This is a genomic window from Kribbella pratensis (genome assembly GCF_004365355.1).
In the GTDB taxonomy this organism is placed as follows: Bacteria; Actinomycetota; Actinomycetes; order Propionibacteriales; family Kribbellaceae; genus Kribbella.
In genome coordinates this window covers 170,304-195,764 of the sequence record NZ_SODP01000003.1, presented here as the reverse complement: position 1 = coordinate 195,764, position 25,461 = coordinate 170,304, and the positions used below count along the sequence as shown (strand labels likewise).

General features: G+C 67.5%; 39 protein-coding genes. 5 read left to right on the top strand and 34 right to left on the bottom strand.

Annotation, left to right across the window (positions count from 1 at the left end):
* Positions 1–27: 27 nt before the first annotated feature.
* Positions 28–1,710: an ABC-F family ATP-binding cassette domain-containing protein gene (locus tag EV653_RS28680; protein WP_134107220.1), complete on the bottom strand. Its 1,683-nt coding sequence runs from the start codon at positions 1,708–1,710 to the stop codon at positions 28–30.
* Positions 1,711–1,764: 54 nt separating this feature from the next.
* Between EV653_RS28680 and EV653_RS28675 the strand changes: the two genes are divergently transcribed.
* From EV653_RS28675 to EV653_RS28665, 3 genes are read left to right on the top strand one after another with little or no spacing between them, the layout of a single operon-like run.
* Positions 1,765–2,781, top strand: a complete 1,017-nt coding sequence (locus EV653_RS28675) for a hypothetical protein (protein ID WP_134107218.1) — start codon at positions 1,765–1,767, stop codon at positions 2,779–2,781.
* 31 nt (positions 2,782–2,812) lie between these two features.
* Entirely contained in the window at positions 2,813–3,013 is a 201-nt protein-coding gene (locus tag EV653_RS28670) for a hypothetical protein (protein WP_134107216.1), read from the top strand.
* On the top strand, positions 3,010–4,179 hold the full coding sequence (locus EV653_RS28665; RefSeq protein ID WP_134107214.1) for a hypothetical protein: 1,170 nt from the start codon (positions 3,010–3,012) through the stop codon (positions 4,177–4,179). Before EV653_RS28670 ends, EV653_RS28665 begins: the two co-directional genes overlap by 4 nt.
* 1 nt (position 4,180) lies before the next feature.
* Here the strand turns inward: EV653_RS28665 and EV653_RS28660 are convergent, their stop codons facing one another.
* Together EV653_RS28660 and EV653_RS28655 are read right to left on the bottom strand one after the other, a co-directional pair.
* Positions 4,181–4,945 (bottom strand): hypothetical protein, encoded by a 765-nt coding sequence (locus EV653_RS28660; protein WP_134107212.1) that lies wholly within the window; start codon positions 4,943–4,945, stop codon positions 4,181–4,183.
* Entirely contained in the window at positions 4,938–5,480 is a 543-nt protein-coding gene (locus EV653_RS28655) for an RNA polymerase sigma factor (protein WP_134107211.1), read from the bottom strand. Before EV653_RS28655 ends, EV653_RS28660 begins: the two co-directional genes overlap by 8 nt.
* A gap of 163 nt (positions 5,481–5,643) precedes the next feature.
* On the opposite strand from EV653_RS28655, the gene EV653_RS28650 reads away from it, so the two are divergent.
* Positions 5,644–7,455: a hypothetical protein gene (locus EV653_RS28650; RefSeq protein ID WP_134107210.1), complete on the top strand. Its 1,812-nt coding sequence runs from the start codon at positions 5,644–5,646 to the stop codon at positions 7,453–7,455.
* A 14-nt stretch (positions 7,456–7,469) separates the two neighbouring features.
* Here EV653_RS28650 and EV653_RS28645 read toward each other — a convergent pair whose 3' ends face one another.
* The 10 genes from EV653_RS28645 to EV653_RS28600 all read right to left on the bottom strand — a co-directional run bounded on the left by EV653_RS28645 (position 7,470) and on the right by EV653_RS28600 (position 13,257).
* A complete protein-coding gene (locus EV653_RS28645) occupies positions 7,470–8,066 on the bottom strand; it encodes a class I SAM-dependent methyltransferase (protein WP_134107209.1) in 597 nt (198 codons plus the stop codon).
* On the bottom strand, positions 8,059–8,871 hold the full coding sequence (gene truA / locus EV653_RS28640; RefSeq protein WP_134107208.1) for a tRNA pseudouridine(38-40) synthase TruA: 813 nt from the start codon (positions 8,869–8,871) through the stop codon (positions 8,059–8,061). The genes EV653_RS28645 and truA overlap by 8 nt, the downstream gene beginning before the upstream one ends.
* 60 nt (positions 8,872–8,931) lie before the next feature.
* Entirely contained in the window at positions 8,932–9,618 is a 687-nt protein-coding gene (gene rplQ, locus EV653_RS42760; RefSeq protein WP_134107207.1) for a 50S ribosomal protein L17, sunset domain variant, read from the bottom strand.
* 68 nt (positions 9,619–9,686) lie between these two features.
* Positions 9,687–10,712 carry a DNA-directed RNA polymerase subunit alpha gene (locus tag EV653_RS28630; RefSeq protein ID WP_130384620.1) on the bottom strand — a complete coding sequence of 342 codons (1,026 nt, stop codon included), beginning with the start codon at positions 10,710–10,712 and terminating at the stop codon, positions 9,687–9,689.
* A 103-nt stretch (positions 10,713–10,815) separates the two neighbouring features.
* Positions 10,816–11,424, bottom strand: coding sequence for a 30S ribosomal protein S4 (rpsD, locus tag EV653_RS28625; protein ID WP_134107206.1), 609 nt, complete (start codon positions 11,422–11,424; stop codon positions 10,816–10,818).
* A 26-nt stretch (positions 11,425–11,450) separates the two neighbouring features.
* Complete coding sequence (rpsK, locus tag EV653_RS28620; RefSeq protein ID WP_131286332.1) at positions 11,451–11,858, bottom strand: 30S ribosomal protein S11; 408 nt, start codon at positions 11,856–11,858, stop codon at positions 11,451–11,453.
* Positions 11,859–11,908: 50 nt separating this feature from the next.
* Positions 11,909–12,280 (bottom strand): 30S ribosomal protein S13, encoded by a 372-nt coding sequence (rpsM, locus tag EV653_RS28615; RefSeq protein WP_130441462.1) that lies wholly within the window; start codon positions 12,278–12,280, stop codon positions 11,909–11,911.
* A gap of 182 nt (positions 12,281–12,462) precedes the next feature.
* A complete protein-coding gene (gene rpmJ / locus EV653_RS28610; RefSeq protein WP_008361054.1) occupies positions 12,463–12,576 on the bottom strand; it encodes a 50S ribosomal protein L36 in 114 nt (37 codons plus the stop codon).
* A 33-nt stretch (positions 12,577–12,609) separates the two neighbouring features.
* Positions 12,610–12,831: a translation initiation factor IF-1 gene (gene infA / locus EV653_RS28605; protein WP_012923661.1), complete on the bottom strand. Its 222-nt coding sequence runs from the start codon at positions 12,829–12,831 to the stop codon at positions 12,610–12,612.
* 96 nt (positions 12,832–12,927) lie between these two features.
* On the bottom strand, positions 12,928–13,257 hold the full coding sequence (locus tag EV653_RS28600) for a winged helix-turn-helix transcriptional regulator (protein ID WP_134107205.1): 330 nt from the start codon (positions 13,255–13,257) through the stop codon (positions 12,928–12,930).
* A gap of 76 nt (positions 13,258–13,333) precedes the next feature.
* On the opposite strand from EV653_RS28600, the gene EV653_RS28595 reads away from it, so the two are divergent.
* Positions 13,334–14,194 carry an NAD(P)-dependent oxidoreductase gene (locus tag EV653_RS28595; RefSeq protein ID WP_134107204.1) on the top strand — a complete coding sequence of 287 codons (861 nt, stop codon included), beginning with the start codon at positions 13,334–13,336 and terminating at the stop codon, positions 14,192–14,194.
* On the opposite strand, the gene EV653_RS28590 is transcribed toward EV653_RS28595, so the two are convergent.
* From EV653_RS28590 to rpsS, 21 genes are all read right to left on the bottom strand, one after another.
* Entirely contained in the window at positions 14,175–14,897 is a 723-nt protein-coding gene (locus tag EV653_RS28590) for a hypothetical protein (protein ID WP_238160442.1), read from the bottom strand. The genes EV653_RS28595 and EV653_RS28590 overlap by 20 nt on opposite strands.
* A gap of 89 nt (positions 14,898–14,986) precedes the next feature.
* Positions 14,987–15,439: a DUF1707 SHOCT-like domain-containing protein gene (locus tag EV653_RS28585; RefSeq protein ID WP_134107203.1), complete on the bottom strand. Its 453-nt coding sequence runs from the start codon at positions 15,437–15,439 to the stop codon at positions 14,987–14,989.
* Positions 15,440–15,502: 63 nt separating this feature from the next.
* Positions 15,503–16,324, bottom strand: coding sequence for a type I methionyl aminopeptidase (gene map / locus EV653_RS28580; protein WP_134107201.1), 822 nt, complete (start codon positions 16,322–16,324; stop codon positions 15,503–15,505).
* A 10-nt stretch (positions 16,325–16,334) separates the two neighbouring features.
* A complete protein-coding gene (locus tag EV653_RS28575) occupies positions 16,335–16,907 on the bottom strand; it encodes an adenylate kinase (RefSeq protein WP_202871881.1) in 573 nt (190 codons plus the stop codon).
* The gene (gene secY, locus EV653_RS28570; protein WP_134107199.1) at positions 16,907–18,208 is read right to left on the bottom strand and encodes a preprotein translocase subunit SecY; all 1,302 of its coding nucleotides are present in this window, start codon (positions 18,206–18,208) and stop codon (positions 16,907–16,909) included. Before secY ends, EV653_RS28575 begins: the two co-directional genes overlap by 1 nt.
* Positions 18,209–18,343: 135 nt before the next feature.
* Positions 18,344–18,784: a 50S ribosomal protein L15 gene (gene rplO, locus EV653_RS28565; RefSeq protein WP_130441472.1), complete on the bottom strand. Its 441-nt coding sequence runs from the start codon at positions 18,782–18,784 to the stop codon at positions 18,344–18,346.
* A 1-nt stretch (position 18,785) separates the two neighbouring features.
* Positions 18,786–18,968, bottom strand: a complete 183-nt coding sequence (gene rpmD / locus EV653_RS28560) for a 50S ribosomal protein L30 (RefSeq protein WP_134107197.1) — start codon at positions 18,966–18,968, stop codon at positions 18,786–18,788.
* The gene (gene rpsE, locus EV653_RS28555; RefSeq protein WP_134107195.1) at positions 18,968–19,567 is read right to left on the bottom strand and encodes a 30S ribosomal protein S5; all 600 of its coding nucleotides are present in this window, start codon (positions 19,565–19,567) and stop codon (positions 18,968–18,970) included. Before rpsE ends, rpmD begins: the two co-directional genes overlap by 1 nt.
* A 33-nt stretch (positions 19,568–19,600) precedes the next feature.
* Complete coding sequence (rplR, locus tag EV653_RS28550) at positions 19,601–19,984, bottom strand: 50S ribosomal protein L18 (protein WP_134107193.1); 384 nt, start codon at positions 19,982–19,984, stop codon at positions 19,601–19,603.
* 3 nt (positions 19,985–19,987) lie between these two features.
* Positions 19,988–20,530 (bottom strand): 50S ribosomal protein L6, encoded by a 543-nt coding sequence (gene rplF / locus EV653_RS28545; protein WP_134107191.1) that lies wholly within the window; start codon positions 20,528–20,530, stop codon positions 19,988–19,990.
* A 27-nt stretch (positions 20,531–20,557) separates the two neighbouring features.
* On the bottom strand, positions 20,558–20,965 hold the full coding sequence (gene rpsH, locus EV653_RS28540; protein ID WP_134107189.1) for a 30S ribosomal protein S8: 408 nt from the start codon (positions 20,963–20,965) through the stop codon (positions 20,558–20,560).
* Positions 20,966–21,056: 91 nt separating this feature from the next.
* Entirely contained in the window at positions 21,057–21,242 is a 186-nt protein-coding gene (locus tag EV653_RS28535; protein WP_012923674.1) for a type Z 30S ribosomal protein S14, read from the bottom strand.
* 1 nt (position 21,243) lies between these two features.
* Positions 21,244–21,816 (bottom strand): 50S ribosomal protein L5, encoded by a 573-nt coding sequence (rplE, locus tag EV653_RS28530; protein WP_134107186.1) that lies wholly within the window; start codon positions 21,814–21,816, stop codon positions 21,244–21,246.
* Complete coding sequence (rplX, locus tag EV653_RS28525; protein ID WP_134107184.1) at positions 21,816–22,205, bottom strand: 50S ribosomal protein L24; 390 nt, start codon at positions 22,203–22,205, stop codon at positions 21,816–21,818. The genes rplE and rplX overlap by 1 nt, the downstream gene beginning before the upstream one ends.
* A gap of 1 nt (position 22,206) precedes the next feature.
* Positions 22,207–22,575: a 50S ribosomal protein L14 gene (rplN, locus tag EV653_RS28520; protein WP_012923677.1), complete on the bottom strand. Its 369-nt coding sequence runs from the start codon at positions 22,573–22,575 to the stop codon at positions 22,207–22,209.
* Positions 22,576–22,666: 91 nt separating this feature from the next.
* Positions 22,667–22,963 (bottom strand): 30S ribosomal protein S17, encoded by a 297-nt coding sequence (gene rpsQ / locus EV653_RS28515; protein WP_134107182.1) that lies wholly within the window; start codon positions 22,961–22,963, stop codon positions 22,667–22,669.
* Positions 22,960–23,238, bottom strand: a complete 279-nt coding sequence (gene rpmC, locus EV653_RS28510) for a 50S ribosomal protein L29 (RefSeq protein WP_134107180.1) — start codon at positions 23,236–23,238, stop codon at positions 22,960–22,962. The genes rpsQ and rpmC overlap by 4 nt, the downstream gene beginning before the upstream one ends.
* Positions 23,238–23,657 (bottom strand): 50S ribosomal protein L16, encoded by a 420-nt coding sequence (gene rplP, locus EV653_RS28505; protein ID WP_134107178.1) that lies wholly within the window; start codon positions 23,655–23,657, stop codon positions 23,238–23,240. Before rplP ends, rpmC begins: the two co-directional genes overlap by 1 nt.
* 3 nt (positions 23,658–23,660) lie before the next feature.
* Complete coding sequence (rpsC, locus tag EV653_RS28500; RefSeq protein WP_134107176.1) at positions 23,661–24,524, bottom strand: 30S ribosomal protein S3; 864 nt, start codon at positions 24,522–24,524, stop codon at positions 23,661–23,663.
* A 1-nt stretch (position 24,525) separates the two neighbouring features.
* Positions 24,526–25,125 carry a 50S ribosomal protein L22 gene (rplV, locus tag EV653_RS28495; protein ID WP_134107174.1) on the bottom strand — a complete coding sequence of 200 codons (600 nt, stop codon included), beginning with the start codon at positions 25,123–25,125 and terminating at the stop codon, positions 24,526–24,528.
* 52 nt (positions 25,126–25,177) lie between these two features.
* Complete coding sequence (gene rpsS / locus EV653_RS28490; protein ID WP_130441496.1) at positions 25,178–25,459, bottom strand: 30S ribosomal protein S19; 282 nt, start codon at positions 25,457–25,459, stop codon at positions 25,178–25,180.
* Positions 25,460–25,461 lie beyond the last annotated feature (2 nt).

Here is a 25,461-nt window from a genome sequence, read left to right as displayed (position 1 = left end):
CTCCACGGTGTGGGAGAACTCTAAGGGTCAGCGTGCGCGCTCTACGCGGCCTTCGTCCCAGACTGGTTCGTCGGGTTCGTAGACGGAGCCGTCGGCGCCGAAGACGAGGTAGCGGTCGAAGCCCCTGGCGAACCAGCGGTCGTGGGTCACGGCGAGCACTGTGCCGTCGAAGGCGTCCAGACCGTCCTCCAGTGCCTCCGCGGACTCGACGTCCAGGTTGTCGGTGGGCTCGTCGAGCAGGAGCAGCGTTGCGCCCGACAGCTCGAGCAGCAGGATCTGGAACCGGGCCTGCTGCCCACCGGACAGACTGTCGAAGGTCTGCTCGGCCGCATGCGCCAGCTCGTACCGGTCCAGCTTGCGTGACGCCAGCTCACGCCCCATGCCCTCACGGTGGTCGTCACCGCGGTGCAGGATCTCCAGCAACGTCCGGCCCATCAACTCCGGGTGCTCATGCGTCTGCGCGAACCAACCGGGCCGTACGCGTGCACCGAGCTTCGCGTTGCCGGTGTGCGCCACCGGAGCGATCTTCACCTCACCGACCGGCTGGTGCTCCACATCCGGATCCGAACCACCATTGGCCAGCAGCCGCAGGAAGTGGGACTTGCCGGACCCGTTCGATCCCAGCACGGCAACACGTTCGCCGTACCAGACCTCCAGGTCGAACGGCTTCATCAGACCGGTCAGCTCGAGCTGGGTGCACACGACGGCCCGCTTGCCGGTGCGGCCGCCGGTGAGGCGCATGCTGACCTTCTGCTCGCGCGGCAACGCCTGTGGCGGCCCAGCCTCCTCGAACTTGCGCAGCCGGGTCTGGGACGCGCGGTAGCGCGACGCCATGTCGGAGTTGTACGCCGCCTTCTGCTTGTACATCAGCATCTGCGCCCGGAGCTTCGCGTGCTCCTCGTCCCACCGCTTGCGCAGCTCCTCGAACCGCTCGAACCGGTGCCGCCGCGCTTCGTGGTACGTCGCGAAGCCGCCACCGTGCGTCCACGCGGTGTTGCCCGCGGCACCCAGCTCGACCGTGACGATCCGGGTAGCGGTGTTGGCCAGCAGCTCCCGGTCGTGGCTGATGTAGAGCACGGTCTTGTCACTACTACGCAGCTGCTCCTCGAGCCAGCGCTTCCCGGGTACGTCGAGGTAGTTGTCCGGCTCGTCCAGGATCAGTACCTCGTCCGGCCCGCGCAGCAGCGCCTCCAGCACCAGGCGCTTCTGCTCGCCGCCGGACAGCGTCTTCACCTCACGCCAGCGACAGCGGTCGAACGGTACGCCGAGTGCTGCCGTCGTACACACGTCCCACAACACCTCGGCGTCGTACCCGCCGACCTCGCCCCAGTCCGACACGGCCTGCGCGTATTTGAGCTGGGTCTTCTCGGTGTCGTCCTCCATCATCGCCAGCTCGGCCTTGTCCAGCTTGGCCGCGGCCTGCTGGATCCGCTCCGGCGCAACGGCCAGCAGCAGGTCCCGGACGGTCGACGAGTCGCGCACCGAGCCGACGAACTGCCGCATCACGCCCAGCCCGCCCGACCGGGAGATGCTGCCGCTGTGGGCCTTCAGGTCGCCCGCGATGATCCGGGTCAGCGTGGTCTTGCCGGAGCCGTTCGCACCGACCAGTGCGACCTTCGCACCGTCCCCGACCCGGAACGTGATGTCGTCCAGCAACACCCGCCCGTCCGGCAACTCGTACCCCACACCGCCGACATCCACGTGACCCATCCCCCCAGTCTGACCGCTCCGGCACGCCCCATGCGAACAGTTATCGTGACGCGCGTGGCAACCATCGCCCTCGGCCCGGAGATCCTGCCCGGCACCCGTGAGTACGAATGGGTGCGGTACGTCGTCGAGGCGGTCGTAGGCCGGACCGGTCGCCCGTCGTCCTGGAACCGCCGGCTGTACGAGGACCGGACCGGCGTACTCGCGGCCGCAGTTCCGAACGGACCGATGTCGGTCAGCCGCGCGGAGATCCTCAACCCGGTGATGCGCGCGTACGACGCACCGGCGACACTCAGCCACGACGGCCGCCGGAGAGCCCGCCTCGGCGTGGCCGTGATCGTGCACGAGACCGACCACCACCAGGCCGAGCTGGGCGACGACTCGGCGCCGGACGCGATTCAAGAGCTGAGCCCTGAGGACGAAGCACTCAGCGAAGGCCTCGCGGAGGTGAAGGCGACCAGCCTCACCGGTCTGATCATGCAGGACATCCAGATGGACCAGGCGATTCCCGGCTCCATCGGCGCCTTCAGTGGCTCGCTGTATCCCGGCTTCCAGGCAGGGGTCGATGGGGTACTGACCGGGCTGCACAGAATCACCGGTCTGCCACGCGACGACGTCCTGTCGGCCATCGAGCAGACACCGCGACTGCAGCGCTACAACACGATGGCCGACCTGGTCATCGCCACCCGTCTGGCCGGGCTGATGCCGCCGGCGCACATGGCGCAGGTCAGGAAGAGTCTCAGCCGGCCACTGCGTCAGGAGCTCGCCGGACTGCACAAGTACGAGTCGCCGTACCGGGACCCGTTGGCGCTCGACGGTCTGGGACGGGAATTCTCCGCCCGCGCGATCCGCAATCTCGAACGCACCCTCGGCACGCTCGAGCAGCAGTACCGGCAGCCGGCCGACGGGCTGGAAACCGCACACCTGCGGCAGTTCCTGGACAACGGCAGCCAGTCGGACCGCGGCGCGGGCGCAGCTGCCGGTGGAGGTGCAGCGGCATCGGGGACCGCGGCGGCGGCGCCTCCGGCGTGGCGCGTGGACAGGTTCCGTTCCGGTGGCGGAGCGGCTCGGTAGGCGACCCTCCGACGAGGAATGATCAGCGCCGATGGACGCATATCGTGAGGCGCAGCGGCTGTACGCCGAAGCAGTGTTGTCGACTGCCACCGGGCAGGGGCGGATCGCCGTACTGCAGCAGACACTGCAGCGGATCGGCGACCTGGTGCCGCAGGCCGATCCGGACGAGCGGTCCGCCGTACTGCTGGTGAACAGCTCGATCGCACAACTGATCGCCGAGGAGCGCAGATGAACGAACTCCTCGAGCGCGGTCCGGAGATCCTCCCGGGCACCTGGGAGTACGACTGGTTCGCGTCGGTCGTCGCCAAGACGGCGGAGTACGCCGGCCGGCCCTCGCACTGGAACGGGAAGCTGTACGAGCAGCCCGGACCGATCAGCGGCCTCTACGACTCCGACGGCAGTATGACGATCAGCCGCGAGCACATCCTCGACCCGGCCCGTCCTGGTTACATCGAGGGCCATTCGCTCAGCCACGAGGAGCGGTACGCGGCCGGGGCTGCGACGAGGATGGCCGTGTTCCAGGCACGCGCCTCGCTGTCCGGGTTGGGTGACGACACCGGCCCCGGCGCGTCACCGATCGGGTCGCTCGAAGACATCGCCCTCGAGAACGCACTCGCCGACCGATTCACCGGAACGTACGGCGGCCGGATCGCCGAGAGCCTGACCGAGCAAGATCTGCCGCTGGACAGCTTCCCCGCCTTCCCGGCGTACACGACGGCCACGGACCGGCTGATGTACTCGCTCAGCAGACCCACCGGGTTGGGGCCCGACGAGCTCCGCGACCTGCTCGAGAGCACGGATCGTTCGCAGCGGTTCAACGCGATCGCCGACCGGGTGATCGACACGCAACTCGGCGACCGCGTGCCCGAGGCGCACCGGGACCAGCTACGCCAGGACCTGACCGGACCACTACGGCGCGGGCTCAGCGGCCTGACCATGACCGAGTGCAGCCGACTGACCCACCAGGGCTCGAAGTTGACCTGGGGACACGACGCCGCTGAGCTGACCGAGACCGAGTTCGACCTGAATCTCGAGGACATCAAGGCCCACTACGACTCCTGGCACGCGAAGCACCCCGGCGTCGAGCCGCCCGCGCTGCCTGACTCACTGCGCGAGACGTTTCTCGACCGCGAGGAAGGAATCCGGCAGATCTGGGCCGATCGGGGGTGGCCCGCGCAGCAACCCGTCGCCGGTCGCGAAGAGGCGTACTACGAGGGCCTGCGCCAACAGATCTACCCGAGCGAGCGCGACCAGGAGATCGCCCAACTGCAGCAGTTCCTGTGGTCGCACACCGCGCCGGGCAAGCACACCAGCACCGAGTCCGGTGCCAACGCCGGTGAGCGGGACAACGTGCGGCCCATCACCTCGACCCGCAAGTCACAGCGCGGGGTCGAATGAGTTACCAGTCCTTGAGGGCTTCGAGGTACGTGCCGCCGGACGGGCGGACCGAGCCGGTCATGAACAGCTTGAGCGGGGCCGAGAACAGGCCGTAGGTGTGCGTGCCGGTGAAGAACCCGGCTGACTCACAGCCGTCGTACCAGACCCAGATCTCGCGGATACCGGCCGCGGTGTCGAAGCGGAGCACGATGGCCTCGGACGGCTTGGAGACCTGCGGCGCGCACTTGAACACCGGGAGCTTGGCGTTCCGCTCCGGCAGCACCTTGATCTCGTTCACCACCTGCTGCGCGGTCGCGGCGTTGAACGACTCCTGGCCGAGCAGTCCGGTCCCGCCCTCGGCGAGGCCGTAGCGGCAGGCACGGAGCCCGGTCACCATCGTGTTCAGGTCGAGCCCGGTGCCGGGCGGCACAGCGTCCGGACCGGGAGCCTTCAGGATCGGGTGGTCGACCGGGCATCCCACCGCCTCTGCGGAAGGCGCGACGCCTGGTGCCGTGTTCGGAGCCGCAGCCTTGCTGTCACCGCTGGAGTCGCTGTTGCTGGTGGCAACGGGCGATTCTCCCCCGGCAAAGCTCCACACACCTCCGATCGCAGCAGCAACCAGTACGGCGCCTGCTGCCACCGACCACGTCTGACGACGGCGGCGCACACGTCGACGGGCCTCCCGGGCCAGTCCGGTCGTCTGCAGGTCGCTCTGTCCGGCGGCCTGGTTGTGCAGGGCAGACGTGAGCTTGGGGCCGAGCTCCTGCTCAGGGTCGTGCTCAGGCATCCTCGGCTCCTTCCGTGCTCTCAGTACTCAGCGTGGTCTTCAGTGCAGCCAGTGCGCGATGGACATGCGACCGGGCGGTCGCCTCCGCGCAGTGCAGCAGCTGCGCGATCTCGGCGTACGACAGCTCTTCGTAGAACCGCAGTACGACGGCTGCTCGCTGTTTGTCCGGCAGCGTCGCGCACAGCGCCCAGATCGCCTCGGACTCGGCGCGTGCCGCCGTACCGTCGGAAACGGCTCGCGCAGTCCGCACCGGGTCCGCGGCGGGCGCCTCACGGCGACGGAACTTGCGCCACCAGGAGATGTGCGCATTCACCACCATCCGCTTCACGTACGCCTCAGGATCGTCGGCCCGGCTCACCCGCCCCCAGCGCGCACACGCGGTCGTCAGGGCGTCCTGTACGGCGTCCTCGGCCAGGTTGGCGTCGCCGGTCAGGACATAGGCGAACCGCAGCAGGGCGTCCGCCTTCTCGCTGACCCACACCTCGAAGTCGAGCGGCCCTGTCCGTGCCTCCGCTGCCACCAAGGCTGCCTCCATACCTCCAGGACGGCGCCGGGGGCGCGTTCGTTGCAGCGGGACCCTGACTCCTGCCGCCGGACGGTCCGCAGCGTAACCCAATCGGTGCTTGACGCCAGCTGTTCATCACCCGTTCCGTCGCTAGTCTGGCGCGGTTGTTCCGCCGAGGAGGAAGGGCTGCAGCATGCCGGACGGGTACCAGAAGATCGACGGCCGCTTCAGCCGTGCCGACCAGCAGGCCTTCGACTGGGCGTACCAGCTCACCGTCGCCCTCGGGCACACGCGGTACGACACGTTCGACCTGTACGCCCGATCGGACTGGGAGGACAACCGGAACGCCGTACGCCCCGACGGCTCGATCGTGCTGGGCGCGCGGACGGCGTACTGGATCGGAGTTTCCGGCCATCGCATGTTCGACGCGCACTACCTCGGCCAATACGAGCCGACGCGTGAGGAAGCAGAGAACGTCAGGCAGGCGCTGGACGATTTCATCACCGTCTACCTCGAGAAGGTGGACCCGCCTGAGCCCGCGACGACACCTGGGTTGCAGGCACTGGACTCCGGTCTCCGCGACGCCGTCGTCGTCCCGAAGGTGATCGACGGCTCGCGGATCGATGGCGCCTTCCCGGAGATCCGCGACGTCCAGGGGCGGCAGCCGTACTTGGAGACCGCGACGCGCACACTCACCGAGAGGCTCGGCAACCATCTCGGGATGCAGCCAGGCGAACTCGAGGACATGCTGGTGCGGACCCCGCCGGCACAACGTTTCGAGGCGCTGGCCGACGCCGTTGTGGAGAACGACCCGCTGCAGCGTCGGCTGCCGGACGGCTCGTCGCGCACTCCGCCGCAGGACCACGTGGACCGGCTGAAGGCAAACCTGAGGAACGAACTCGACGACATCTTCCAGCAGTGCGGCGAGCCCGGTCGCCAGCTCGATCCGGGCGCCGAGCGCTTCGGGCGACAGGCGGCCACGTCGCTGCTCCAGCACTGCGCCCAGGCAAGGGATGCGATCGACACTGAGCAGCCTGGCTACCAACAGGTCGCGAGCCTGATGTCCGTCGTACAGACGGATCTCGCCCTGGGCCGAGCCTCGGTCGGCCAGGGGCGCGACAGTGATGCGCAGGTGCTCCAGCTCAAGCTCAACACCGACTACTGGAACGGCGCGCTGCACACCTCTGGTCTGCCTGACGGCGCGCTCGGGTACGCCGGGACCGATCGCTCGCTGACCTTCGATCAGGAGAAAGTGATCGACGTCCTCGCGAACGCCGACGCGACCCAACCACCGTCTCCGGAGCTGAGGGACGCTGTCGACGTCGTCGCAACCCAGGCCGCCCGCCTGTGCAACCCGGTCGCGCCTGGCGCCGTGCCGAACGATCCAGCCGGGCAGGCCTTCGAGGACCAACTCTGCCGGGACTTCGTCGGTCAGGAGCAGACCCGCCTCTTCACCGCCCTTGGCTTCTCCGGGGACCAAGCCCAACCCGACAGAACCGCTACGGCGCAGGTGATGGCGACCCTCACCGAGGCAGCCGCACGAAGGCAGGGCCTGGAGCCGCACGAGATCACGGCCAGGTTGCTCACGGCACCTTCGAACGAACGCATCCAGCGAGCAGCCGCCCTCAGCCTCGGCGAGCCCGGCACGATTGTCGATCGCGACCGTTGGGCGGAAGCCACCGAAACCTTGGCCGGAAGCATCGAGGCCACCGTCGCACGGGCCGCCGAGGCCGACCGGACCGGCCAGACCAAGCTGCACGCGTGGAACCGGGCCACGGCCGGCGAACGGCTGAGTCATCAACTCTCCTCGGCGATCGAGAAGGCCGGCCAGCCTGTCAGACAAGCAGACATCTCCGGCGACGAAGCGTTGCTGCGGAGCGTGGCCGCGGCGACCAGCGGCCAGTCGCGTCCCGGCGGCGATCGGGCCGGCGGCGCGGACCCCGCGGCACGACGCGGACCTCAAACGGACAACGGGAAAGCCGGCCAGCGGTTCACCGGGCGCTAGCCGACGGGCGCTGGTCAGCGGGTGGCGCGAAGGACGCGGAAGCCCTTCGCGCTGCCGATCCGCTCGCAGGGATAGCCCTGCTCGGTCATCCAACGCTGCAACGAATCGCCGCCAAGGTTCTTGCCCACGACGAACCACGCCACGCCGTCGGGCGCGAGCCGTCCCAGCCAGCGCAACAGCATCTTGTGAAGCTCCGGCTTGCCGATGTGGATCGCCGGGTTCGACCAGATCTGGTCGAACTGCAAGTTCTCGGGTACGTCGTCCGGCAGCGCAGCATGCACCCGCTCGGCAACCCCCGCGGCCTTCGCGTTCACCCCGGTCAGCTCGAGCGCCCGGCTGTTCACGTCGACCGCCCACACCGTCGCCTTCGGGACTTCCAGCGCCAGCGCGCAGGCGATCGGCCCGTAGCCACAGCCCAGGTCGAGGAACGTGCCGGCCTGCTTCGGCGGCTCGATCTCCCGCAGCAACACCGCCGTACCGATGTCCAGACGGTCGCGGGAGAACACACCGGTCGCCGTCGTGAAGACATACGGCTTCCCCCAGATCCGCGCCTCGACGGTACGCCGTACGTCCGCCGACTGCGGGTCCGCGGAGAAGAAGTGGTCACCCACGCTGATGCACCTCCCCCCTGACCTGCCTGGCCTGCAACGCCCGTGCGGCCAGCTCGTCGTCCGCCGGGTACCGCACTTCCTCCAGCGTCAACCCGTGGGGCGGGAGCACGGACACCGCCGAGTCACGCACCTTCCCCGCCAGTACGACGCCCGGCCACTCCACGTCCCGCCGTCCGTCGCCCACCGGGATCATCGAACCGACCAGAGCCCGCACCATCGAGTGACAGAAGGCATCCGCGATCACGGTGCCCTCGAGCTGGCCGACGCCCGTCCGCTGCCACGAGAAGTCCAGCAGCGCCCGCACTGTGCTGGCACCTTCCCGCTTCTTGCAGTACGCCGCGAAGTCGTGCTCGCCGAGCAGACCGGCCGCGGCAGCGTTCATGCGGTCCACGTCGAGCGGCCGCCCTACCCGGAGTACATGCCCTCGGGTCAGCGGGTCCCAGCCGGCCGGGTCGTCGCACAGGCGGTACACATACCGGCGGGCCAGAGCGGAGAACCTGGCGTCAAAGCCCTCTGGAGCCGCCGTGACGGCTGTGACGGCTACATCCTCGGGCAGGACGCCGTTCAGCCCTCTCAGGAGCCTCAGCGGGTCTACAGCGCCCTCGACGTCCACATGGGTGACCTGGCCGCGAGCGTGCACGCCTGTGTCGGTCCGGCCGGCACAAGTCACGGTCAGCGGGTCCGGCAGCCGCAGTACGACGCGGATGGCCTCTTCCAGCGTGCCCTGCACCGTACGGAGTCCCTCTTGACGGGCCCAGCCGTGGAAGCCCGTTCCGTCGTACCTGAGGTCTATCCGCCAACGCACACGGCAATCTAACGCAACAGAGCCCCCTCACCGTGCGGTGAGGGGGCTCTGAGGGAATGCTTACTTGTCGTCCTCGGTCTCGCCGGCCTTGGCGAAGCCCGCGGCCTCGGCGTCCGCCTCGGTCTTGAACCAGACCTCGGCGACCGTCTGGTCGTACCACGGCGACTCGGTGGTGTGGTACTTCATCGAGTCCTCGTTGCCCTTGATGGTGTAGCCCTCGGGCGCGGAGCCGTCCTCGAGCGGCGCGGCGGAGTTGTCGAACTTGCCGGCCACGACGTCCTGAACGGGAGCGTCCTCGACCTTCTCCTCGACCTTCTCCTCGGCCTGCGGAGCGGCCGCCTTCTTGGCCGGAGCCTTCTTGGCGGTCTTCTTCGCCTTCGGCGAGTCGGCCAGCGCCTCGACCAGCTCGATCTTCACCATCGGCGCGTTGTCGCCCTTACGCGGACCGAGCTTGGTGATCCGGGTGTAGCCACCCGAACGGTCGGCGTACCGCTCGCCGATCTCGGTGAAGAGCACGTGCACGACGCTCTTGTCCTTGATCCGCTTCATCACCTGACGGCGCGAGTTCAGGTCACCACGCTTCGCCTTGGTGATCATCTGCTCCGCCAGCGGCTGCAGGCGCTTGGCCTTGGCCGCGGTGGTGGTGATGGCGCCGTGCTCGAACAGCGACGTCGCGAGGTTGCTGAGGATCAGCTTCTCGTGCGCCGGGCTGCCGCCCAGCCGGGCACCCTTGGTGGGGGTTGGCATCTCATAACTCCAGGAATCTAAGGCCCGTCGGGCCGAAGGGTTGTAGGGCCCGACGGGCCTCGGTCAGCTCAGTACTGCTCGGTCTCGGCGAAGCTCTCGTCCTCGTCGTCCGCCTCGTTGCCGTAGGCACCGGACGCGGCGCGGAGGTCGAACCCGGGCGGGGAGTCCTTCAGCGACAGGCCCATCTCGGCCAGCTTCAGCTTGACCTCGTCGATCGACTTGGAGCCGAAGTTCCGGATGTCCAGCAGGTCCTGCTCGCTGCGCGAGATCAGCTCACCCACGGTGTGGATGCCCTCGCGCTTGAGGCAGTTGTACGACCGGACGGTCAGCTGCAGGTCCTCGACCGGCAGGGCCAGGTCGGCGGCCATCTGCTCGTCCACCGGGGACGGGCCGATGTCGATGCCCTCGGCCTCGACGTTCAGCTCACGGGCCAGACCGAACAGCTCGACCAGGGTCTTACCGGCCGACGCGACGGCGTCGCGGGGCAGCATCGACGGCTTGGTCTCGACGTCGACCACGAGGCGGTCGAAGTCGGTGCGCTGCTCGACACGGGTCGCCTCGACCTTGTAGGTGACCTTGAGCACCGGCGAGTAGATCGAGTCGACCGGCATCCGGCCGATCTCGGCGTCGGCGGACTTGTTCTGTACGGCGGACACGTAACCGCGGCCGCGCTCGACGACCAGCTCCATCTCGAGCCGGCCCTTCTCGTTCAGGGTGGCGATCTTCAGGTCCGGGTTGTGCACCTCGACACCGGCCGGCGGCGCGATGTCGGCGGCGGTCACGTCACCGGGGCCCTGCTTGCGCAGGTACATGGTGACCGGCTCGTCGTGCTCGGACGAGACGACCAGGTCCTTCAGGTTCAGGATCAGCTGGGTGGCGTCTTCCTTGACCCCGGCAACGGTCGAGAACTCGTGCAGAACACCGTCGATCTTGATGCTGGTGACTGCGGCGCCGGGGATGGAGGACAGCAGGGTCCGGCGGATCGAGTTACCGAGGGTGTAACCGAAGCCCGGCTCCAGCGGCTCGATCACGAACCGCGAGCGGTACTCGTCGACGACCTCTTCGGTCAGGGTGGGGCGTTGTGCGATAAGCAACTTCGTGTTCCTTCTCTGTCGCGACGACCACTATTTGAGGTCGCGAGGGGTGAAGAAAACACCGGACCGGCCGGCAGCCCTGGGGCCGCCGGCCGGCACGCGGTCAGTTCTTCGAGTAGAGCTCGACGATCAGGTGCTCGGCGACCTGGGTGTCGATCTGCTGCCGGGTCGGCAGCTGGTGGACGAGGATCCGCAGCCGCTCGGGCATCACCTCGAGCCACGCGGGGACGACGCGCTCGGCGTGCGTCTCGCGGGCGACGATGAACGGCGTCGTCTCGGCCGACTTCTGCTTGACATCGATGATGTCGTGCGCAGCCACCCGGTACGACGGGATGTTCACCTTGACGCCGTTCACGGTGAAGTGACCGTGGACGACGAGCTGACGGGCCTGCCGGCGGGTCCGGGCCAGGCCGGAGCGGTAGACCACGTTGTCCAGGCGGGACTCGAGGATCTGCAGCAGGTTGTCACCGGTCTTGCCGGAGCGCCGCGAGGCCTCCTCGTAGTACCGGCGGAACTGCTTCTCGAGAACGCCGTACGAGTAACGCGCCTTCTGCTTCTCGCGCAGCTGGAGCAGGTACTCGCTCTCCTTCGGGCGGCCGCGGCCGTGCATACCCGGCGGGTACGGACGACGCTCGAACGCCTTGTCGCCACCGACGAGGTCGACCCCGAGACGGCGCGACTTCTTGGTCATAGGTCCGGTGTAACGGGCCATGGTTCGCTACCTTCCTCTCTCTGGGGTCAGACCCGGCGCCGCTTCGGCGGGCGGCATCCGTTGTGGGCGACTGGGGTGACGTCCTGGATGGTGCCGACCTCGAGGCCGACGGCACCCAGCGAACGGATCGCGGTCTCACGTCCGGAGCCGGGACCCTTGACGAACACGTCGATCTTGCGCATGCCGTGCTCCATCGCGCGGCGTCCGGCAGCCTCGGCGGCCATCTGCGCGGCGAACGGGGTCGACTTGCGCGAACCCTTGAAGCCGACGGTTCCCGCGGAGGCCCACGAGATGACCGCGCCGGTCGGGTCGGTGATCGTCACGATCGTGTTGTTGAACGTGCTCTTGATGTGCGCGTGGCCGGCGGCCACGTTCTTCTTCTCCTTGCGGCGCACCTTCTTCGCGCCGGCCGCGGTGCGGCTCTTGGGAGGCATAGGTCAGTTGCTCCTGGGCTGGTCGACGGAATCGTATGCAGGCATCCGGGTCACTTCTTCTTCTTGCCGGCGATCGCCTTACGGCGACCCTTGCGGCTACGGGCGTTGGTCCGCGTGCGCTGACCACGCACCGGCAGGCCGCTGCGGTGCCGGCGACCCTGGTACGACCCGATCTCGATCTTGCGGCGGATGTCCGCGGTCACCTCGCGACGGAGGTCACCTTCGATCTTGTAGTTGCCTTCGATCCAGTCCCGGAGCTTCACCAGCTCGTCGTCGCCCAGTTCGTGGACGCGCTTGTCACCGGAGATACCGGTGGCTTCGAGCGTCTTCAGGGCGCGAGTACGACCTACACCGAAGATGTAGGTGAGAGCGACCTCGATGCGCTTGTCGCGCGGCAGGTCGACCCCTACGAGGCGTGCCATGTGGCGGTGTTCCTTTCGTCAGCAGAGGTGTGGTGGCGCGCCGCGTCCCCGCCCGCCTCGGTGAGAAGTTGTTTTCACCGGCAGGGCCCCGGCCTCTGTTCCGGGGGCAACATCCGGGACGTTCTCCCGGATGAGCGTGCGCGCTGTGGTGCGAAAGTGCCTGTGTACTGCGTAGAGCTTTGTCAGCCCTGCCGCTGCTTGTGCCGCGGGTTCTCGCAGATCACCATGACCCGGCCGTGACGGCGGATCACCTTGCACTTGTCGCAGATCTTCTTGACGCTCGGATTGACCTTCATCGAGCTACTTTCTTCGACAGGTGTTGGTGGGTGTTACTTGTACCGATAGACGATGCGACCCCGGGTGAGGTCGTACGGCGACAGCTCCACGACGACCCGGTCCTCGGGGAGGATCCGGATGTAGTGCTGCCTCATCTTGCCGCTGATGTGCGCGAGCACTTTGTGCCCGTTGGACAGCTCAACACGGAACATCGCGTTCGGCAGGGCCTCGACGATGGTGCCCTCGAGTTCGATTACTCCCTCTTTTTTGGGCATGTCCTCGCACTTCTGTAGACGTGACTGGCTATGGCTACAAAGAGCCAAGAGAAAAGTGTACGCCACGCACCCAGGCGAAACCCAATCGGGACCTCGTCAGCGCATCCGCGAGGCCTCGAGCTCAACCATATGATCCGATCCCCAGGTATCCAACGGTATCAGCGCTTCGTTGAGTGACCGCCCGAGTTCGGTGAGTGAATATTCGACCTTCGGTGGCACCTGGTGAAACACCTCGCGATGCACGATGTCGCGCGACTCCAGCTCCCGCAACTGCTGGATCAGCATCTTCTCCGTGACCCCGGACACCTCCCGCCGCAACTCCCCGAACCGCATCGGCCCGTGATGCAGCGCCCAGAGGATCCGCGGCTTCCACTTCCCGCCGATCACATCGGCGGCGGCGTCCAGCCCACAGGTGTACGGGCGCATACTTACCTTTCCGTCTGTACCTGACTATTTAGTAGGTACTTGTCCATCCTAAAGCGAGACCGCAAGGGTTGTCGGTATGAAGCCACCTGTCACCGTCCTGGGGCTCGGGGCGATGGGGACCGCGCTCGCCCGGGCCTTCCTGGCTGCCGGCCATCCGACCATCGTCTGGAACCGCACGCCCGGCCGCTCCCCCGAGCTCGACGCCCTCGGCGCCACCCGTGCTACGACCGCCGCGGAGGCAGTCGCCGCCAGTCCGCTCGTCGTCATCTGCCTGCTCGTCGACGCCACCGTCCACAGCACGATGGAGGGCATCGACCTCACCGGCAAGACAGTCGTCAACCTGACCAACAGCACCCCGGACCAGGCCCGCGATACAGCCAAGCTGCTCGACGCAGCGGAGTACCTCGATGGGGGCATCATGGCCGTGCCCGCGATGATCGGCGGTTCCGCGGCCTTCATCTTCTACAGCGGGTCGGCCGCAGCGTTCGAACAACACCGCGACACCCTGGCGACTCTGGCCCGGCCCGAGTACGTCGGCACCGACCCCGGGCTGGCCGCGCTCCACGACATCGCCTTGCTGACCGGGATGTACGGCATGTTCGCGGGAGCCATCCACGCTCTGGCGCTGGCCGGCAGCGAACAACTCCCGGCCGGATCGTTCACCAACCGCTTCCTGCTCCCTTGGCTGACCGCGATGCTCACCAGCCTCCCCCGCATCGCCAAGGACCTCGACGACGGTCCGGCCGAACCGGCAGGCTCCAACCTCGCGATGCAGGCAGCGGCGTACGACAATCTGATCGATGCATCTGTCGCCCAAGGCGTCGACCCATCATTGGTAGTGCCAATGGGTGACCTGCTGCGCAAGGCGGTCGCAGGCGGGTACGGCGAGGCCGACCTGGCGGCGCTCGTCGGCGTACTCAGGACTGCTGCTGGTTAGCGGCCCATTGCTCGCCGGCGCGCCAGACCTGCTCGGGGATCAGATCCAGCAGGTCGCAGGCAACGTCGAGCTGGGCCAGGGCGGTGGTGGCGTCGCGGTACGCCGGAAGGATCGCGACGAACCGCCGCCCTTCGCAGCTGAAGCCGAACGGGGGTACGTCGGCCAGCGCCTCGACCGCCCGCGGGTGCAGGATCGCCATCGCGTGGTCCTCCCGGCCGTTGAACAGGCGGTACTGCGCCGGCAACCCGTCGATGGCGAGCGGCAAAGGCAGCAGACTCGCCGCCGCGACCGGCGAGAGGCCCGCGGGCAGCACCTGCAGCGGCGGCAGTGGCCGATCCACCTGGAGGTCGAGGAAATCGAAGCCGAGCTCGCGTCGCCCGACCTTGTGCCGGAACCGCCCGGTCCAGAACTCCCGGCCGCGGTGCCGGCCCGTGGTCACGTCAACGATCGCGGCGCCCGGATCGACATCGAACGGTGGGAACGGCCAACGATCCCTCAGCTCCTCACCCGACGCGCTGAGCCGCCAGCCGAGCTGGTGCGCTGTGTCGGCCCACGACTGCTTGCGGCGGCCGTCACCGATCCGCAGCGCCACCGTGAACCCGACCAGCACCAGGAACCAGGCCAGCACGAACCAGCCCACCCAGCGCGGCTCCAGCAGCAGCCCGACGATCGCCAGCGGTACGGCGACCGCGAACCAGATCACGTAGACGACCGCAGACCCCTGATGCAGCTGCCACGCCCAGTCCGGCCGAAGCCGGGGGGCAGCCAGACGGCGAGTGACCTGGGCCGCTGTCAACGGCGCCTGCCGAGGCCGCCGAGGGCGATGATCGCCCAGGGAATCAGCAGCCAGACCGGCCAGAAGTGCGGCCAGTGCCCGCCGTTGCCGAGCCCGATCACGAACCAGATCACGACGTTGATCATCACCACACCGGTGAAGCCACCACCCAGCGCACCGATCCCGTGGCGGTGCGGGCGTGCGTCCCGCTTCCGCTCCGGGAAGTCACCGGGGGCAGGAGCCGGTTTGCTGTCCTGCACGACCGCGGGCGTCTGATAGGTGCGCACCGGCGGCAGGTCCCGCACCAGCGGCTCGAGCTCGCCATACGTCTGGACGGTGTAGAGCTGGTCGAGGCGGGAGGAGAACTCGGGCTGATCCAGCCGGCCGTCCGCGAACGCATCCCGCAGCCGTCCGGCGATCTTGTCGCGGTCGGCTTCGGTGAAACGCTGGTACGGCTGGTACTGAGGCATGTCTCAAGTGTGCCTCAGCTCCGGTCCCCTCGGCGTCCCCCGACGGGTGGACGCCGGTGTCCGTCAATCAGCCAGGGGGCCGAAGGTGATTCCGAGCTCGGCCAGCTTGGTCTCGCCGCCGTCGATCGCGGTCAGCACCCACGGTCCTTGCGGAGTGAGAGTGAACGTGTGCTCGGTGTGTGCGGCCGACCGGCCGTCGTCGGTGACGACCGTCCAGTCGTCCTCGAGCGTGTGGTTGTCCTGCTTGCCGAGGGTGAGCATCGGCTCGACGGCCAGCGCCATCCCCTCGACCAGCTTCGGACCGCGGCCCGGACGACCGAAGTTCGGCACGTTCGGCGGCTGGTGCATGGCCGAGCCGATCCCGTGCCCGACGAAGTCCTCGACGATCCCGTACGACGAATTGGCGCGGACGTGCGCCTCGATCGCCGCCGAGATATCGGTCAGCCGCCCGCCGAGCCGCGCCGCGGCGAACCCGCGCCACATCGACTCCTCGCAGATCCGCGCGAGCTCGAGCAGCTCGTCCGCGGCCTCGCCGACCGGGACGGTGATCGCGGCGTCGCCGTGCCAGCCGTCCACGATCGCGCCGCAGTCGATCGAGATCAGGTCCCCGTCGGCCAGCACCCGACCGCCGGGGATGCCGTGCACGATCTCGTCGTTCACCGATGCGCAGATCGAGCCGGTGAAGCCGTGGTACCCCTTGAACGACGGGATCGCGCCGGAGGACCGGATGTTGTCCTCGGCGATCGCGTCGAGATCACCCGTGCTGATACCGGCCTTGACCTCCCCGCGGAGCAGCTCCAGCGTGCGGCCGACCACCAGGCCGGCCTTGCGCATCGCCAGAATCTGCTCGCGGGTCTTGATCTCGATTCCGCGGTCCCTGAACATCTCGCCTTACTTATTCGGTGACGGTCTTCAGCGCGGCGAGCACCCGCTCGCTCACTTCGTCGATCTCGCCGACACCGTCGACCTCCACCAGCAGGCCGCGCTCGGCGTACACCTGCAGCAGCGGCTTGGTCTCGGCGGTGTAGACGTCCTGCCGGTGCCGGACGACCTCTTCGGAATCGTCGGTCCGGCCTTCGATGTGCGCCCGCTTGGTCATCCGCTCGACGAGCACGTCGGTATCGGCGACCAGCGCGACCACCGCATCCAGCTTGTGGCCGTGATCGGCCAGGATCTCGTCCAGCGTGCCCACCTGGGCCAGCGTCCGCGGATACCCGTCGAGCAGGAAGCCTTCGCCCGCGTCGGCCTCGGACAACCGGTCGCGCACCATGGCGTTCGTGATCTCGTCCGGGACGTAGTCGCCGGCATCCATGTACCGCTTGGCCTCGACGCCCAGCGGCGTCTCGTCCTTGACGTTCGCACGGAAGATGTCGCCGGTGGACACGGCCGGGATATTCAGGCGTTGCGCAAGCACCTTTGCCTGCGTGCCCTTGCCCGCCCCGGGCGGACCCATCAGCAACATTCTCATCAGCGCAGGAACCCTTCGTAGTTTCGCTGCTGCAGCTGAGACTCGATCTGCTTCACCGTGTCGAGACCGACGCCGACCATGATCAGGATCGACGTACCACCGAAGGGGAAGTTCTGGTTCGCGTTCAGCAGGACGAGAGCGACCAGCGGGATCATCGAGATCGCCGCGAGGTAGATCGCGCCCGGCAGCGTGATGCGGTCCAACACGTACTTGAGGTATTCCTCCGTCGGCCGACCTGCCCGGATGCCCGGAATGAAGCCGCCGTACTTCTTCATGTTGTCGGCGACCTCCTTCGGGTTGAAGGTGATCGAGACGTAGAAGTACGTGAAGAAGATGATCAGGGCGACGTACGTCACCATGTAGATCGGGTGGTCGCCCTTGACCAAGTTGCCCTGGATCCAGTTCGACCAGCCCTTGCCTTGCTGGAACTGACTGACCAGGACGGGGAGATACAGCAGGCTGGACGCGAAGATCACCGGGATGACGCCGGCCTGGTTGACCTTCAGCGGGATGTACGTCGACGTACCGCCGAACATCTTCCGGCCGACCATCCGCTTGGCGTACTGCACCGGGATCCGGCGCTGGGCCTGCTCGATGAAGATGACCGCGGCCATGATGACCAACCCGATCGCGATCACCACGACGAAGGTGGCGACGCCCTTCTGCTTGCGGATGCTCCACAGCTGGGTCGGGAAGGTGGCGACGATCTGGGTGAAGATCAGGATCGACATACCGTTGCCGACGCCGCGGTCGGTGATCAGCTCGCCGAGCCACATGATCACGCCGGTGCCGGCGGTCATGGTCAGCACCATCACACTGATCGTGAACCAGTCGTCCTTGTACAGCAGCGGCTCGGTGCAGCCCTGGAACAGCCGGCCCGGGGTCCGGGCCAGCGCCACGAACGCGGTCGACTGCAGGATCGCCAGACCGACGGTCAGGAACCGGGTGTACTGGGTGATCTTGGCCTGTCCCGCCTGGCCCTCCTTCTTCAGCGACTCCAGCCGCGGGATCACCACGGTGAGCAGCTGCAGAATGATGCTGGCGGTGATGTACGGCATGATGCCGAGCGCGAAGATCGCGAGCTGCAGCAGCGCACCGCCGGAGAACAGGTTGATCAGGTTGTAGAGGTTCGCGTTCGCGCCGCCCTGCGAGATCTTGATACAGGTGTGCAGCGACTGAACGTTCACGCCCGGGGCCGGCACGACCGAGCCGATCCGGAAGATCACGACGATGAAGAGCACGAACAAGATCTTCCGGCGCAGGTCCGGAGTCTTGAACGCGTTGGCAAAGGCGCCTAACACCCTGTCCTCCCACAAGTTTCCCTCGCCGCGGGCACGGCAGGGGCCTAGCTAAGCCGCTGGGCAAGAGACGAGCCAGGGCTCGTCCGACCGGCGCAGGATATCAAGCACCGGGCGTTACGAGCCCTGGACCACGTGTCACACCTCGGTCGTGGTTCCCCCGGCCGCCTGGATCTTGTCCGTGGCGGACTTGGAGAACTTGTGCGCCGAGACCTGCAGAGCCACGGTCAGTTCGCCGTCACCCAGCACCTTGACCGGCTGACCACGACGGACCGCGCCCTTGGCGACCAGTTCGGCTACGCCGACCTCGCCGCCTTCGGGGAACAGTTGTCCGAGCTTGTCCAGGTTAACGACCTGGAACTCCACCCGGTTCCTGCTCTTGAAGCCCTTCAGCTTCGGCAGCCGCATGTGCAGCGGCATCTGGCCACCCTCGAACCACTCGGGGATGTTGTTGCGGGCCTTGCTGCCCTTGGTACCGCGGCCGGCCGTCTTGCCCTTGCTGCCCTCACCACGACCCACGCGGGTCTTGGCGGTCTTGGCACCGGGCGCCGGACGCAGGTGATGAACCTTGAGCGCCATGTCAGTCGACCTCCTCGACGGTGATGAGGTGGCGAACCGCACGGACCATGCCGCGAACCTCAGGCTTGTCCTCGTGGACGGCGGTGTCGCCGATCCGCTTGACGCCCAGGCTGCGCAGCGTGTCGCGCTGGTTCTGCTTGCCACCGATGCCGGAACGGGTCTGGGTCACCTTCAGGCGTGCCATCAGGACGACACCTCCGCCCGGGCCTTCAGCAGGGCCGCCGGAGCGACGTCCTCGACCGGCAGACCACGGCGCGCGGCCACGGCCTCCGGGGTCTCCAGGCTGCGCAACGCCTCAACGGTGGCGTGCACCACGTTGATGGAGTTGGACGAGCCCAGCGACTTGCTCAGGATGTCGTGGATCCCGGCGCACTCCAGTACGGCGCGCGCCGAGCCACCCGCGATCACACCGGTACCGGGAGCGGCCGGACGCAGCATCACGACGCCTGCGGCCTTCTCGCCCTGGACCGGGTGCGGGATGGTGCCCTGGATCCTCGGCACCTTGAAGAACGCCTTCTTGGCCTCCTCGACACCCTTGGCGATCGCCGCGGGCACCTCCTTGGCCTTGCCGTAACCCACACCGACGGTGCCTTCACCGTCACCGACGACCACGAGGGCGGTGAAGCTGAAGCGACGACCACCCTTCACGACCTTGGCGACACGGTTGATGGCTACCACGCGCTCGATGTAGGCGGTCTTGTCCGCCTGCTGACCGCGACCACCGTCGCGGCCACGGCGCTCACCACCGGCGCCGCCTCCGCGACGCTGCTGGCCTCCGCTCATTTCGAACTACCTTCTTCCCTGTACGTCGCCATGTCAGAACCCGAGCCCGCCCTCGCGGGCGGCGTCGGCCAGGGCTGCGATGCGGCCCTGGTACTTGTTCCCGGCCCGGTCGAACACGACCGAGTCGATCCCGGCAGCCTTGGCCCGGTCGGCGATCAGGCCGCCGACGGTCTTGGCCTTGTCGGTCTTGTTGGCCTCGGCGCCGCGCAGGTCGGCCTCCATGGTGGAGGCGGAGACCAGCGTCTTGCCGGCCACGTCGTCGATGACCTGAACGAACAGGTGCCTCGAGGACTTGGTGACCACCAGTCGCGGCCGCTCGGCCGTGCCGCTGATCTTCTTCCGGACCCGGATCTGCCGACGCAGCCGGGAAGCCGTCTTCTTGGCGGAGTGCTTGTGCGGACGCAGTCCGATCGCCATGGGTTACTTACCAGCCTTTCCGACCTTGCGGCGCACCTGCTCGCCGGCGTACCGCACACCCTTGCCCTTGTACGGCTCGGGCTTACGCAGCTTGCGGATGTTGGCGGCGACCTCACCGACCGACTGCTTGTCGATGCCGATCACCGAGAACCGGGTCGGCGCCTCCACGTTGAACGTGATGCCTTCCGGCGCGTCCACCGTGATGGTGTGGCTGTACCCGAGCGAGAACTCCAGCTGGGTCGGTCCCTTGGACAGGACGCGGTACCCGACGCCGACGATCTCGAGCTTCTTCTCGTAGCCGTCCGTGACACCGGTCACCAGGTTGGCGATCAGGGTGCGGGACAGACCGTGCAGTTCCTTGCTCTTGCGCTGGTCGTCCGGACGGGTGACGGCGATCGCGCCATCCTCGTCGCGGTTGACCGCGATCGGCTCAGCGACGACGTGCGACAGCTGACCCTTCGGACCCTTCACAGTGACCGTCTGGCCGTCGATCGTGACGTCGACGCCGGACGGGACCGTGACCGGGAGCTTACCGATGCGAGACATTTCAGTGGTCCTCCTTCCGGTTCTTCGTCACCAGACGTAGGCGAGGACTTCCCCGCCAACGCCCTTGTTCTTGGCCTGACGGTCGGTCAGCAGTCCCTGGGACGTCGAGATGATCGCGACGCCCAGGCCACCGAGGACCTTGGGCAGGCTGGTCGACTTCGCGTAGACCCGCAGGCCCGGCTTGCTGATCCGGCGGACGCCCGCAATGGAGCGCTCCCGGCTCGGGCCGAACTTGAGGTCCACGATGAGGGTCTTGCCGACGGCGCCCTCCTTGGGCTCCTCCACCTTGTAGGAGGCGATGTAGCCCTCCTGCTGGAGAATGTCGGCGATACCCTGCTTGATCTTGCTGTACGGCATCGCGGTCGACTCGTGGTACGCCTGGTTGGCGTTCCGCAGACGCGTCAACATGTCTGCGATCGGGTCGGTCATCGTCATGGCCTGGGGCCTCTTTCCCGCCGTGGTTTCGCCGTGCGGCGACCTACGGTGACTAGATTTTGAATGGGGAGAAGTTCGGGGGTGGAGACGGTCACCAGCTGGACTTGGTCACACCGGGCAGCTCGCCCCGGTGCGCCATCTCCCGCAGGCAGATCCGGCACAGGCCGAACTTGCGGAAGACCGCCTTCGGCCGGCCGCAGCGCTGGCAGCGCGTGTAACCGCGCACCGCGAACTTCGGCTTCCGGGCCTGCTTGACCTTGAGTGCTGTCTTCGCCACGTCAGTTCTCCTTGAACGGGAAGCCGAGCGCCCGCAGCAGGGCCCGACCCTCGTCGTCGTTCTTCGCGGTGGTCACCACGGTGATGTCCATACCCCGGACCCGGTCGATGCGGTCCTGGTTGATCTCGTGGAACATCACCTGCTCGGTCAGACCGAAGGTGTAGTTCCCGGTGCCGTCGAACTGCTTCGGGGACAGGCCGCGGAAGTCGCGGATCCGGGGCAGCGCGAGCGCCAGCAGCCGGTCCAGGAACTCCCACATCCGGTCGCCGCGCAGCGTCACGTGGGCGCCGATCGGCATCCCCTCGCGCAGCTTGAACTGCGCGATCGACTTGCGGGCCTTGGTGACCTGGGCCTTCTGGCCGGTGATCGCGGCCAGGTCCTTCACCGCGCCCTCGATCAGCTTGGAGTCACGCGCCGCCTCGCCGACACCCATGTTCACCACGATCTTGGTGAGCCCGGGCACCTGCATGACGTTGGCGTAGTGGAACTCGTCCTGCAGCTTGCCGACGATCTCCTCGCGGTACTTCGTCTTCAGCCGCGGCTGGACCTTGTTCTCCGTTACTGCGGTGGTCATCAGATCTCCTCGCCGGTCTTCCGAGCGATCCGGACGCTCCGGAAACCGGTGTACGTCGAACCGTCCGGCCGGCGCTTCTGCACCTCGACGCGGTTGTAGCCGACGCGGGTGGTCACCTTCTGCTTCTTGCCGTCCTTCTCGACCTCGACCAGAAGCGCCACGTTCGAGACGTGGATCGGGGCTTCCTGGGTGACGATGCCACCGGTGGTGCCGCCGCGCTGGGCCTGCTGCACCTTGGTGTGCTTCTTCACCCGGTTGACGCCCTCGACGATGACCTTCTCGTCGTCGGGGAAGACCTGGATGATCTTGCCCTCGAGGCCCTTGGACTTACCGGCGATCACACGGACCTGATCGCCCTTCTTCACGTGCAGCTTCTTCTGCTGGGCCATCTCAGAGCACCTCCGGCGCGAGCGAGATGATCTTCATGAAGCGCTTCTCCCGCAGCTCCCGGCCGACCGGCCCGAAGATACGGGTGCCGCGCGGCTCGCCGTCGGCCTTCAGGATCACCGCGGCGTTCTCGTCGAAGCGGATGTAGGAGCCGTCCGGACGCCGGCGCTCCTTCACGGTCCGCACGACGACCGCCTTCACGACGTCACCCTTCTTCACACCGCCGCCGGGGATCGCGTCCTTGACGGTGGCGACGATCGTGTCACCGACACCGGCGTAGCGCCGACCGGAGCCACCGAGAACGCGGATGCACAAGATCTCCTTGGCACCCGTGTTGTCGGCGACCTTCAGTCGCGACTCCTGCTGGATCATCTGTTGATCTCCTGGTTGTCTCGCTGGTTCTCACTCGCGTGAGCCTTGCGGAACGAATAATTTCGAATGGTTTCCGGCCGGGGGCCGGGAACTACTTGGCCTTCTCGAGAATCTCGACGACGCGCCAGCGCTTGGTCGCCGACAGCGGCCGGGTCTCCATCAGGAGGACGCGGTCGCCGATGCCGGCGGCGTTCTGCTCGTCGTGCGCCTTGAGCTTGCTCGTCCGCCGGATGACCTTGCCGTACAGCTTGTGCTTGACCCGGTCCTCGACCTCGACGGTGACGGTCTTGTCCATCTTGTCGCTCAGCACCAGACCCTCACGGGTCTTCCGGCGGCCTCGCGCCTCGGTGGTCGTGCTCACGGTCTCGTCCTTCACGTTCTCGGTCATGCGTTGGCCTTCTCACTGTCGTCCGCAGTCTCGTCGGACTCCGCCTCGGCAACCGGGGCGTCGACCTCCTCGGTGATCCCGAGCGCACGCTCGGACAGCACCGTGTAGATGCGGGCGATGTCCTTGCGGACGGCGCGCAGCCGGCCGTGGGACTCCAGCTGGCCCGTGGCAGCCTGGAACCGGAGGTTGAACAGCTCCTCCTTGGCTTCACCGAGCTTGGTCATCAGCTCGTCCCGCCCGAGGTTCCGCAGCTCGGCGGCGGTCAGGGTAGCCATCAGTTCTCACCTGCCTCTCGGGAGATGAAGCGGCACTTCATCGGCAACTTGTGGATCGCGCGGCGCATCGCCTCGCGAGCGATGTCCTCCGGCACGCCGGAGAGCTCGAACAGCACGCGACCGGCCTTGACGTTGGCGATCCACCACTCCGGCGAACCCTTACCGGAACCCATCCGGGTCTCGGCAGGCTTCTTGGTCAGCGGACGGTCCGGGTAGATGTTGATCCACACCTTGCCGCCACGCTTGATGTGCCGGGTCATCGCGATACGCGCGGCCTCGATCTGCCGGTTGGTGACGTAGTGGTTCTCCAGCGCCTGGATACCGAAGTCACCGAACGCCAGGGTCGTACCGCCCTTGGCAGCGCCGGAGCGCTTCGGGTGGTGCTGCTTGCGGTGCTTGACCTTGCGGGGGATGAGCATCGGTCAGCTCTCCGTTCCGGTCGTCTCGGCGGCCTTGTCGGCAGCCGGCGCAGCCTCGGCGGCCGGAGCCGCGTTGGTGTTGCGCGCGTTGTCCCGACGGTCGTCGCCACGGCCACCACGGCCGCCACGGTCTCCACCGCGACCACCACGGTCGCCGCGGTCGCCACCGTCACGACGGGCCGGACGGCCACGCTGCTGGGTGGCGGCGCGGGCAGCGGCCTGCGCCTCCCGCTCGGCGCGGGTGCCCGCGACGTCGCCCTTGTAGATCCAGACCTTCACGCCGATCCGGCCGAAGGTCGTCCGGGCCTCGTAGAAGCCGTAGTCGATGTCGGCCCGCAGCGTGTGCAGCGGGACGCGGCCCTCGCGGTAGAACTCCGACCGCGACATTTCCGCGCCACCGAGCCGGCCGGAGCACTGGATCCGGATGCCCAGGGCGCCGCCACGCATGGTGGTCTGCATCGCCTTGCGCATCGCGCGGCGGAACGCCACGCGGCCGGACAGCTGCTCGGCCACACCCTGTGCGACCAGCTGCGCGTCGACCTCGGAGTTCTTCACCTCGAGGATGTTCAGCTGCACCTGCTTGCCGGTGAGCTCCTCCAGCGATCCGCGGATGCGGTCCGCCTCGGCGCCACGGCGGCCGATCACGATGCCCGGACGGGCGGTGTGGATGTCGACCCGGACCCGGTCACGGGTGCGCTCGATCTCCACGCGGGAGATGCCGGCGCGCTCCATGCCCTTGCTCAGCAGGCGGCGGATCTTGACGTCCTCGCCCACGTAGTCCTTGTACAGCTTGTCGGCGTACCAACGGCTCTTGTGGTCGGTGCTGATGCCGAGACGGAACCCGTGCGGGTTTACCTTCTGTCCCACGTCAGGACTCCTTCTTCTCAGCGGTGGCCTTCTTGGCGGCCGACTTCTTCGCGGTCGCCTTCTTGGCCGGCTTCTCGGCGGCCTCTGCCGTGTCGGCGGCCTTCTTGGCCGTCTTCTTGGCGGGAGCCTTCTTCGCCGTCGCCGCGGTGTCCGCGGACTTCTTGGCGGCCGACTTCTTGGCCGGGGCCTTCTCGACCGGCTCGTCGGTGACCCGCGGGGTGACCACGATGGTGATGTGGCTGGTCCGCTTGTCGATCCGGGTGGCCCGGCCCTGCGCACGCGGGCGGTGACGCTTCAGCGTCGGCCCCTCGTCCACGAGGACCTTGGCCACGACCAGGTCGGCCCGGCTCAGGTGCTCGGTGCCCTCGGCGTTCGCCGCGGCGCTGTCGACGACCTTGTACACGGTCGCGGCAGCGGCCTGCGGGGCGAACTTCAGAGTGGCGAGTGCGTCGTCGACGCCCAGACCGCGCACCAGATCACCCACGCGGCGCGCCTTCATCGGCGTCACGCGGACGAAGCGCGCGACCGCGAAGGCCCCGGGCTCGTCGCCCAGCAGGCTCTCGCGACGGGCGCTGATCGCCCTACGCTCTTGAACGCTCATGATGTTCGAATCTCTCCGTAGGTTGCTTTCGCTTCGTCACTGTCCCTGAGGATCAGCGACGCCGTGACTTCCGGTCGTCCTTCTCGTGACCCTTGAACGTCCGGGTCGGTGCGAACTCGCCGAGCTTGTGCCCGACCATCGCGTCCGTCACGAACACCGGCACGTGCTTGCGGCCGTCGTGCACCGCAATCGTGTGGCCGATCATGTCCGGCACGATCATCGATCGGCGGGACCAGGTCTTGATGACGTTCTTGGTGCCCTTCTCGTTCTGCACCTCCACCTTCTTCGCGAGGTGGTGGTCGACGAACGGGCCCTTCTTCAGGCTGCGTGGCATTC